We start from the raw sequence: 11,159 nt of genomic DNA on the forward strand, positions 1-11,159 counted from the left end.
AAACTTTACAGCCCGAAGCCGTATGGCGTCATTTTAGTGCTATTTGTAAAATTCCGCGTCCTTCCGGACATTTGGAGAAAATAACGCAATATATTCTGGATTTTGGTAAAAATTTGGGATTGGAAACGGTTTTGGATGAGGCTGGAAATGTTTTGATACGTAAACCAGCAACTCCCGGTATGGAAAATCGAAAACCTGTGGTTTTGCAAGGGCACATGGATATGGTGCCTCAGAAAAATGCGGATAAGGTTCATAATTTTGAGACAGATCCGATAAATTCTTACATCGATGGGGAATGGGTCACAGCTAATGGTACGACCTTAGGGGCGGATAATGGTATCGGAATCTCTTCGATTTTGGCTATTCTTGAGTCTGAAACATTGAAGCACGGACCGTTGGAGGCATTGTTTACTTATGATGAAGAGACGGGAATGTATGGAGCTTTAGGATTACAACCTGATTTGTTGCAGGCAGAGATATTATTGAATACCGATTCGGAACAAGAGGGAGAATTATATATGAGTTGTGCAGGAGGAATTGATCTTGCTGCCAGTTTTAAATATAAAGATGAACCTTATATTCCGGAAAATGAAATAGCCTTGAAGATTGTTATATCGGGATTGAAAGGAGGACATTCAGGAGTGGATATTCATTTGGGGCGTGCAAATGCGAATAAGTTGCTGTTCCGTTTTCTGAAACATGCCGTACAGGAGTATGACGCCCGGTTGGCATGGGTCAGCGGAGGAAATTTGCGTAATGCTATTCCTCGTGAAGCTGAGGCGGTTGTTACTATTCCGGCCGAATATAAATCGGACTTTTTAGATGAAGTAGCCGATTTTGAGGCTCTCTATATCCACGAATACGGTTTGATTGAAGATGATTTGACTTTGACAGCAGAGGAAACCGGATTACCGGATTTTTTGATTCCTGAGCCTATACAGGACGATTTGATAAATGCCGTTGTCGGTTGTCGTAATGGGGTAGCCCGAATGATTCCGGGAGTACCTGAAGTAGTGGAGACATCTTCTAATTTGGCAATTGTTCGCTCGTCTGAAGGCTCGATAGAAATACTTATATTAATAAGAAGCTCGAGTGAAAGTATGAAGCAAGCTTTGGTCTCAAGTCTGGAGAGTGTATTTTTATTAGCCGGTGCTAAGGTAGAGACCAGCGGGGATTATCCCGGTTGGGAGCCGAACCTCAATTCACCGGTGCTTAAAGTGGCAAAAGATATACATAAAAAAGTATTGGGATTTGATCCTGAAGTAAAGATTATGCATGCGGGTCTCGAGTGCGGCATTATTGGTGCGGCATATCCTAATTTAGATATGATTTCGTTCGGTCCTACGATTAAGTTTCCTCATTCTCCGGATGAGAGAGTAAATATTGCATCGGTTGAACATTTTTGGAATTTTCTGACAAATTTGATAGAAAATATTCCTGTTCGTTAAACCTTTGTGTGATTTCGCTGTCTAAGGACTGTTTTTGGACAAGAAAGGAGGCTGAAATCAATCATATAAATATTTGAACTATTATATATAGGATTCTGCCTCATGACAGAGTCCTATATTTTTATAAACATACGCACATCTACAAAAACAAATAGCTCAGAGATTGCATGAAAAACAGGTATGTAAAGAATTTATTGAAAATCGGTATTCCCGTTTTACTTATTGGTGGGTTGATTGCAGTTAAGTTGATGGATTCTCCAGCGGGAGAAAGTAAAAAAGATATTAAGAAGGGAACGCAGATTCCGGTCAATGCATTTATTGTGAAGCCGTTCAGGTTAAGTTCCGATATTCAGGCTGTCGGGACATTGTTGCCGAATGAAGAAGTCGATTTGGTCGCTGAAACGACGGGAAAAATTGTCGGAATTTATTTTAAGGAAGGGCAACATGTCGAAAAAGGAGCATTATTGCTTAAAGTCGATGATTCTGATTTGCAAGCACAGTTGAAGCGTGCACTTTTTCAGCAGAAACTGTTGTCTGAGAAATTGGAACGTCAACGCATATTATTTGAAAAAGATGCTGTTAGCCGTGAAGAGTTTGATCAGGTACAAACTGATTATAATTTGATAGAAGCAGATATTTCTCTTTTGAAAGTAAAAATAGATAAGACAGAATTAAGAGCTCCTTTTGCCGGAGTTCTCGGGTTTCGTAATGTCAGTTAGGAGCATATTTACAACCGAGTACGATCGTCACACGTTTAGTTGATGACGGGTTATTGAAAGTCGAATTTTCAGTTCCGGAAAAATATGCGGGAAAAGCATTGGTCGGGGCAATGGTACAGTTTACGACGGAATCATCCGACAAGAAATTCAATGCGTCGGTATATGCTGTTGACTCTAAAGTCGATTCGGATACTCGTACTATTTCGATACGTGCCCGTTGTGAAAATCCCGGTCGATTATTAGCTCCGGGAATGTTTGCCCGGTTAAATCTTATAACCAGAGTCTCCAATCATTCGTTGCTTGTTCCTACACAGTCGGTTGTCCCTGAAATGGAAGGTAAGAAAGTTTGGATGTTAAGAAATGGGAAAGCTCATTCTACCGTTATAGAGACAGGACAACGTACAGAGAATAAAATCGAGGTAATCTCGGGTTTGTCGGTCGGGGATACCATATTGGTAACCGGATTGATGCAAGTAAAAGAAGGGGCTGCCGTAAAGCCTGAAACCGTAGAATAACATTAAACTGTATTGTCCGCCATGAGTCTATCTTCTGTCAGTATAAAACGTCCGGTCCTTGCTACGGTGATGAATTTGGTATTTATCATTATAGGTATGATCGGTATAACATTTTTAGGTGTCCGAGATTATCCCAGTGTCGATCCTCCTATTATATCGGTGAGTACGACTTTCACCGGAGCAAATGCCGATGTTGTGGAAACGCAAATTACCGAACCGTTAGAGTCTGCTATTAATGGGATTCCCGGAATCCGTTCTTTGGTAAGTCAGAGTCGGGATGGTCGGAGTAATATAAGAATAGAGTTTGAGTTGGAAGTGCCTCTCGAGACAGCGGCGAACGATGTTCGTGACAAAGTTTCGGGAGCGTTGAGAAAATTACCTGAAGACATAGATCCTCCGGTAGTTTCAAAAGCCGATGCCGATGCTCAACCGATATTTGGCCTTTATTTAAGTAGTGATACCCGTTCGATTATCGATGTAAGTACGTATGCCGATTTACATCTTAAAGAACGGTTGCAAACGATTCCCGGTGTAAGTAGTGTAGAGATATGGGGAGAGAAAAGGCTGGCGATCCGGCTTAAGATGGACCCGATGTTATTGTCTGCCTACGGCCTTACGCCGATGGACGTGAGTAACGCCGTTTCTGCCGGAAATGTGGAGTTGCCTTCGGGACGTATCGAAGGGGATAACACAGAATTGACGGTGCGTACGATGGGACGCTTGTTGACGGTAGAGGATTTTAATAATCTCGTGTTGCGTCGGGATGGGGATAAAGTCGTTCGTTTCAGAGATGTAGGAAAAGCTACCGTCGATTCGGAGAATAATCGTTATATAATGAAGATGAATAACAACCCTATGGTGGGATGTGTCATTATTCCGCAGCCGGGAGCTAATTATGTGGATATTGTCGATCGGGCGTACAAGGTAGTGGAAGATATTAAAGCAGATTTGCCGGATGATATGCAGTGCGGTATTTATCAGGATGATACAGTATTTATTCGAAATTCGATCAATGAGGTTAAAAGTACGATTGTAGAAGCGTTTGTACTTGTTGTTCTTATTATATTTTTATTTTTACGCAACTGGCGTACGACGCTTATACCTGTGTTGACGATACCGATATCTTTGGTCGGAACATTTTTTATAATGTATTTGGCCGGATTCACGATAAATATCCTTACACTTTTGGCAATTGTTCTTTCGATAGGTCTTGTTGTCGATGATGCTATTGTCGTAATGGAGAATATTTATAATAAGGTAGAAAAGGGTATGTCTCCTTTGGAAGCCGGATTTAAAGGTTCTCAGGAAATATTCTTTGCGGTAATTGCTACGACGGTTGCATTAGTTGCCGTTTTTGTGCCTATTGTCTTTTTGCAAGGAACGACCGGACGCCTTTTTCGTGAGTTTAGTGTCGTAATCGCGGGAGCTGTAGCGATATCTTCATTTGTTGCGTTGTCGTTCACACCGATGCTTTCGACTAAATTATTAACTCAAAACGTGACCGGTAATTGGTTTTACAGAGTTACCGAGCCTTTTTTCGTATGGTTTACGAATGCGTATCGCAGCAGTTTGGAATCTTTTATGCGGCATCGCTATATCGCTCCGATTATTTTATTATTGTCGGGTGTAGCCATCTATTATTTTTGGATGACGTTGCCGTCCGAAATGTCTCCGATGGAAGACCGTGCTCAGTTGAGGGTCGTATCTACAGCGACAGAGGGATCGAGTTTTGAATATATGGATCAGTATATGACGGATTTGACTACCTATTTAGAGAAAGAAGTTCCGGAAGAAAATTTGATTATGTCTTTGACCGGAAGGGGAGGACAAACCAACTCTGCATTTTGTAATGTGATGTTAGTCCCGTCAGAAGATCGTGATCGTACTCAGCAGGAAATTGCCGATGATTTAGCTCCTCAATTGAAGCAGCTTACCGGTGCTCGTACTATGGTAACACAACGTCAGACTTTCGGCAATCAACGGGGAGGATTACCGGTAGAGTATGTCATACAAGCGAAAAATCTGGATGATTTGAAAGGTATTCTGCCTAAATTTATGAATGAGGTTTCTCAAAGTCCGGAATTTTCTACTTATGATTTGGACTTGAAATTTACTAAACCGGAACTGACGATTAATATTAATCGGGATAAGGCCGCTTTGTTAGGGGTATCGGTAGAAGATATTTCGAGAACATTGCAGCTAACCATGAGTGATCAGAGGATAGGGTATTATATCCTGAATGGGAAACAATATCAGATCATAAGCGAGTTCGATAAATCGCAACGGAATAAACCTGCCGATTTGGCAACGGTTTATGTGAGGGGAAAAGATAATAAACTGGTCAGTTTAGATAATTTGGTGACAATGGAAGAGAGTAGTACGCCCCCTCGATTATTTAGATACGACCGTTTTGTCTCGGCAACAGTTTCTGCATCTCCGGCAAAAGGAAAGACATTAGGACAGGGTATCGATGAGATGGACAGAATCGCAGACAAAGTCTTGAATGAAGATTTTAAAACGACTCTGTCCGGAAGTTCAAAAGATTTTGTAGAAAGCTCTTCCAGTCTTTTGTTTGCGTTTGTTTTTGCATTGATATTTATTTATCTTGTTCTTTCAGCCCAATTTGAGAGTTTCCGAGATCCGTTGATTATTATGCTTACAGTCCCGTTGGCGTTGGTGGGAGCATTACTCTCTTTATGGTATTTCGGACAAACGATGAATATTTTTAGTCAAATCGGTATAATTATGCTGATAGGGTTGGTTTCGAAGAACGGTATTTTAATTGTCGAGTTTGCTAATCAGCGTAAGGCTGACGGTTTAAGTATGCATGAGGCTATACTTGATTCTGCTGTGGCACGTTTTCGACCCATATTGATGACCAGCCTTTCTACGGTATTGGGAACACTACCTATGGCGTTGGCTACAGGTTCGGGTTCGGAGAGCCGTATCGCTATGGGTATTGCTGTTGTCGGTGGGATGGTATGTGCTACCGGATTGACACTTTATGTAATTCCGGCAATTTATACATATTTGTCGACTTCTAAGATCAAAGTGGTTAATGAAGAAACTTATACGAAATCATGATAAGAAGTATTGTAATATTTTTTTTATTGATTTGTCCGTTGGGAGTAACGGCGCAAGAGACCTTGACACTTTCCGATTGCATCAATAAAGCATTGGAATCTAATTATGGTATCCGTATTGCAAAGAACGAAGAACAGATAGAGCGTAATAACCAGAATTATTCTTCTTTTTTGCCTTCACTTTCGGCAGAAGGTACACAGAAAGAATCGATTATAAATTCGAAAAGGAAAGATGCAAATAGCGGAACAGAGAAAAAATTCAGTGGCAGCATTACCGATAATTATGGCGCTAATATAAATTTGAACTGGACTATTTTTGATGGTCTGGCGATGTTTACGACTCATGAAAAACTCAATGAGTTTATTGCTATCGGAGAACTGAAAACTCGTATGGCTGTTGAGAATCTGATAGCACAAGTTAATACCGGATATTATAATGTATTGGTGCAGAAGAGCTTGTTGGATGCAGCTAAACAAAGTCTCGATCTTTCTCGTCAGCGATATGAAATAGCTTTACAGAAAAATCGGATCGGGAGTCTTTCAGGGTTGGAACTGAAACAGACCAAAATCGATCTGAATTCTGATAGTTCGACATTAGTAAAGCAGCAAGAGCAGTTGCGTAGTGCTTATATTACATTGAATACGTTAATGAATATCGATCTGCATAAAAGAGGATATGTAAAAGATACGATACTGTTACATCCGATGTACCCGAAAGATGAAGTGCAAACATTGATGTTGAATAACAATACGACATTATTGATTGCGCGTCGGGAACAAAAAGTGTCGGAGCTTGATCTTAAATTGGCCCGGTCGGCTTATTTCCCTTCGGTAGATTTTACGGCAGGCTATAGTTTTTCACGGACTGAATCACCTGCATCCATATCGACTTTTAATCAGAATACAGGCCCGTTTTGGGGTTTTACACTCTCCGTACCGTTGTTTAATCGTTTGGAAACCCGTAAGAAGGTAAGAAATGCGAAGATTGAGATAGAAAATAGTAAGCTGAGTTATCAGGAAGTAGAGTTACAGATGTTAAGTGACTTGGCTCAACTTTATAACAGTTATGAAAATAACTTGATTATGGTCGGTTTTGAGTCGGAAAGTGCAGAAGTAGCATTGGTCAGCCTTAAAACCGCATTAGAAAGATATCGGCTCGGGAGTCTTTCGGGATTGGAGTTCAGAGAATTTCAACGAAGCTATTTAGATGCTGTAACTCGAAAAATTTCGGCTCAATTTCAGGCAAAATCAACCGAAGTCTCATTATTGTTGATGAGTGGTCGTTTACAAGTTCAATGAGAGCCTAAAGATCTATTGTATAATTCCGCTGGCCAGACAAAGTTCTTTATCATGGCTGTATATGACGCCGAATTGTCCGGGGGCGATACCTTGTATTTTTTTTTCGGAAGTGATTCTGACAATATTATTGTCGATGCGTCGTATCGTTCCCGGTGTAAATTCCGGAGTGTGCCGGTTTTTAAATGTAATTGGTGTATCTTGTGCAAGATCTCCGAGAGGATTTCCGGATATGAACTGGAATCCGCTTAAATTAAGAATGTTTCCGTATTGTGTTTCCGGGTCAGATCCGTTCGAAACATATAGTATGTTCTGTTCCGGATCTTTTTTTATGACAAACCACGGACCTCCGCTGAGGCCGAGACCTTTTCTCTGTCCGATGGTGTGAAACCAGTACCCTTTATGTTTTCCGACTATACGTCCGCTTTCTAAGTCTATTATGTTTCCTTCTTTTTCTCCTAAATAATTCCGTATAAATTGGTTATAATTAATGTTTCCTAAGAAGCAGATTCCCTGACTGTCTTTTCTTAGTGCACTCGGAAGATTCTGTTGTAAGGCAATTGTTCTGACTTCGTCTTTCATCATATTTCCGATAGGAAATAGTAATTTGGAGATTTGTACGTGATTAAGTTGTGCCAAAAAATCGGTTTGGTCTTTTACCGTATCTTTTGCAGTGGCGAGATAAGTTATATCATCTATGATTCGGGTATTAGCATAATGTCCTGTAGCTATTTTGTCGAAGTCTTTTCCCCAATATTTTTCAAAAAATCCGAATTTGATGAATTTATTGCACATTACATCAGGATTAGGAGTCAGGCCTCTTTTTATCGTTTCGAAAGCATATCCCATGACATATTCCCAATATTCGTTATGTAGAGAAACTATCTCCATCGGACATCCGTATTTACGGGCTATATAGGTTACTATCTCTATATCTTCCTCCGAGTGGCAGTCCAGATTTTTATCTTTATCTTCCATACCGATACGAATGTAAAATAGAGTAGGAGTATATCCGGCTTCTTTCAATTGATAGACGGCAACCGAACTATCGACCCCGCCGGAGGCTAACATGGCTATATTCATTGATATATTATGTTTTCTTAGTGTAGTTGTTTAGTTTTTTGAATAACAATATGATCATTCTTTGTCTTGCAAAAGTACATGAAAATGGTGTAGATTAAATTAGAAAATACTTTTTTAATTATAATTTAGGTGCTTTTATATATAGGTTCTTAATCAGTATAAATTTATTTTTAAATGCATTTTATTCGTTTGTATTTACAAATTAAGGCAGAATTATGAGTATTATTAATATCACTCTTTTACATTTGTTCTAAATAAATTTATACATAGTGAAAGCACATATACTAAATTTGAAAGCATACGTCCTGACCGTTGCTTTAGGTGCGGCATTTAATTATGGAGTTGCCGCAGAGAAGAAATCAGAAACTCCGGATACGAAAATTTACCAGCATTTTATCATTTACGGGCAAAGTCTTTCTACCGGACATCAATCTTATCCGGCTTTGACAACAGAACCTTTGTCGGGGAATTATATGATCGGAGATCAAATATGGATTAATCAAGGTAATCGTAATTCTGCGATTTTGAATCCGTTAAAATCCTCTTTGGCTCTAACCGAGAAAAGATCTCCTTTGAGTCGGAATGGTGGTATTGCCGAATGTCCGGTAGTGGCTGCAGTCAATCATCTGAGATTGAAGATAAATGATCCGTCTGTTTATTATATTGCGACATCTACAGGTGTTGGTGGAAAGACGATCGACCAATTATCGAAACATTGCCGGAATAAAAATATTTATCAGGAAGGTTTTTTGAAAGCGGCATTTGCCGCGCCGCAGATAGCGGCTAAAGAAAATGCAACTGTGACGTGTCCTTTAGTGATTTGGATGCAAGGGGAATATAATTATTGGGCAGATACAACAAGAGGATTGCTACCCTATATTCCGAATGTGGTGGGAAAAGATGAATATAAGACTCTAATGCTGCGGTTGAAAAACAATATGCAAAATGATGTCGTTTCTATTTATAATCAGCACAGTAAGCCTCTTTTTATAACCTATCAGGTCGGTGCGCAATATACTCGAGGGAGAACCTTGAATATCGGTATGGCCCAATTAGAGGCTGCAAACGAAACGGAAGATATTATTTGTGCCGGTCCGGTGTATCCGATGACGGACCGCGGGGGACATCTCGATGCGAACGGTTACCGTTGGTATGGCGAGATGTTGGCCAAAGCTTATTACCGTACTGTAATCGAGGGCAAGCCTTTTATTCCTTTACAACCCGAAGAGTTATCGAGGACATCAGATCCTAAAGAAATTAAGATTCGATTCAGAGTTCCTAAAATGCCTTTAGTGCTTGATGATTATACTACCGAAAAAATAAAAGATTATGGTTTTGCAATCTATAATGATGATATTAGACAAAGTATTACTCATGTAAAGGTAAAGGGGGATTGTGTATATATAACTTGTGAAAAGGATTTGTCGGGAACGGTAGAGGTAACTTATGCCGGAGCTAATGAGTTCAAAGGGCATGGTAATTTGCGGGATAGTGACGATTATGAAGCATATTATACATATATCGATCAGGATGAAAAGAATAGCGATGGGACTTTTGTTTTTGCCCGGGATAAAGATAAGAATGGGAATTATGTCACTTTGCGTCCTAATTATGAACCGAGAGATAAGTCCGGCAATATCATATACGGTCGCCCGTATCCATTATATAACTTCAGCGTGGCTTTTTATTATAAGTTAGATAAAGGTGTAAAAAAATACCGGATACATATTCCTGAAAAAGATAAGTCCAAATTAGATAAAGTCTTGGAGATAAATAAATAATTAATTAATCTTTATTCTATATCAGTATGAAAAATAATTTACTAAAAAATGTGCTTATTGCCGCATTGTTTTGCAGTTCAGGTAACTATCTTTCGGCTACCGATTTGTATCTTTCTTCTGCCGGAAATGATACAAATAACGGTTTATCGGCAGAAACTCCGGTAAAAACTTTGTCACGGGCATTCACTTTGGCTGAAAACGGAGATGAGATACATGTGCTTGATTTTATCGATATTTCTGCCGAGCCTAAGAAAGAGGGCAGTACTTTGAATAATGATATTAAAGTAGATGGTTCTACCACATTCGAACTTGGTGGTATAACCTATGCGACTTGGAATGTTCAGGGGAAAAATGGTGTGAGACCTTTGGATAAATCTTTGAAAATTATAGGAAAAAGTGCTGAAACTTGTGGATTTGTCGGAAATGGAACGACACGTTTGATTCGTATCGATTCTTTTAATCAATCGATAGAGTTTGCTAATCTTTCTTTCAGAGAAGGGAATAGTATTCCTATGGGAAATGATTTCGGCGGAGCGGTGTATATTCGGAATGCATCGGCATCTTTTACCGATTGTGTTTTTGACGGTAATTCTGCTGACGGAAGAGGTGGTGCGGCTGTTTATGCTTTGTTGGAACAAGATCGGTTTAGTGTGTCTTTTACCGGTTGCTCATTTTCCAATAATACGACGGGTAAAGGGAACGGAGCTGTAGCTCATATTTTAGCAGGTAAAAATATTTTGTTCAAAGAATGTCTTTTTGAGAATAATACGACAACGGGTCTGGGAGGCGTATTTTTCGTGCAAGGAGATCTTATGCTTAGAGTTGAAAAATCTGTATTCAAAAATAATACCGCAAAAGACGGAGGAGTGTTTGCATTTTTGGATAATGCGGCTAAAAAGACCGGAGCTTATTTTGAAGGTTGTGCATTTTTGTATAATTCCGTTACAGAACATGGTGGAGCTGTTTATGTAGATAATAAAACAACCGGATCGACATGTGATTTGTCTTTTATCAATACGACTTTTTACGGTAACCATGCCGCATCTTTCGGAGGTACTATTATGATGAATAACGGTAAAGACGGAAGCGTGCTTAATCTTGTAAATTGTACGATTACCCGTAATACGAGTGCTTTCGGTGGGGCGACACCTCAAGCCGGAATACGTGTTACTGCTGGCGCTGCCAATACCGTAATCTATAATATATATAATTCTATTATTGAAAATAATTATCT

6 protein-coding genes and 1 pseudogene are annotated in these 11,159 nt (G+C 39.6%); 6 read left to right on the top strand and 1 reads right to left on the bottom strand.

Features of this window, described 5'->3' with window-relative positions:
* The 4 genes and pseudogenes from AC1WHX_RS06740 to AC1WHX_RS06755 form a co-directional block, all read left to right on the top strand.
* Positions 1 to 1,448, top strand: a 1,448-nt coding sequence (locus tag AC1WHX_RS06740; protein ID WP_481229044.1) for an aminoacyl-histidine dipeptidase, incomplete at its 5' end; no start/stop codon positions are given.
* A gap of 248 nt (positions 1,449 to 1,696) precedes the next feature.
* Positions 1,697 to 2,682 (top strand): annotated as a pseudogene (locus AC1WHX_RS06745) (efflux RND transporter periplasmic adaptor subunit).
* Positions 2,683 to 2,703: 21 nt separating this feature from the next.
* On the top strand, positions 2,704 to 5,766 hold the full coding sequence (locus tag AC1WHX_RS06750; protein ID WP_122337400.1) for an efflux RND transporter permease subunit: 3,063 nt from the start codon (positions 2,704 to 2,706) through the stop codon (positions 5,764 to 5,766).
* Positions 5,763 to 7,064, top strand: coding sequence for a TolC family protein (locus tag AC1WHX_RS06755; protein WP_302544660.1), 1,302 nt, complete (start codon positions 5,763 to 5,765; stop codon positions 7,062 to 7,064). The genes AC1WHX_RS06750 and AC1WHX_RS06755 overlap by 4 nt, the downstream gene beginning before the upstream one ends.
* A 12-nt stretch (positions 7,065 to 7,076) precedes the next feature.
* On the opposite strand, the gene mnmA is transcribed toward AC1WHX_RS06755, so the two are convergent.
* Complete coding sequence (mnmA, locus tag AC1WHX_RS06760) at positions 7,077 to 8,144, bottom strand: tRNA 2-thiouridine(34) synthase MnmA (protein WP_122337398.1); 1,068 nt, start codon at positions 8,142 to 8,144, stop codon at positions 7,077 to 7,079.
* A 269-nt stretch (positions 8,145 to 8,413) separates the two neighbouring features.
* Here mnmA and AC1WHX_RS06765 point away from each other — a divergent pair, with 269 nt between their 5' ends.
* Positions 8,414 to 9,925: a hypothetical protein gene (locus tag AC1WHX_RS06765; RefSeq protein ID WP_122337396.1), complete on the top strand. Its 1,512-nt coding sequence runs from the start codon at positions 8,414 to 8,416 to the stop codon at positions 9,923 to 9,925.
* Between the two features lie 26 nt (positions 9,926 to 9,951).
* On the top strand, positions 9,952 to 11,159 hold a 1,208-nt coding region (locus AC1WHX_RS06770), incomplete at its 3' end, for a hypothetical protein (protein WP_481229046.1).

The organism is Coprobacter sp., from assembly GCF_982436375.1.

Excerpts from the sequence above, each read along its gene's own strand:
- AC1WHX_RS06750 (WP_122337400.1), top strand. The coding sequence starts at position 2,704 with ATGAGTCTATCTTCTGTCAGTATAAAACGTCCGGTCCTTGCTACGGTG.
- AC1WHX_RS06755 (WP_302544660.1), top strand. The coding sequence starts at position 5,763 with ATGATAAGAAGTATTGTAATATTTTTTTTATTGATTTGTCCGTTGGGA.
- mnmA (WP_122337398.1), bottom strand. The coding sequence starts at position 8,144 with ATGAATATAGCCATGTTAGCCTCCGGCGGGGTCGATAGTTCGGTTGCC.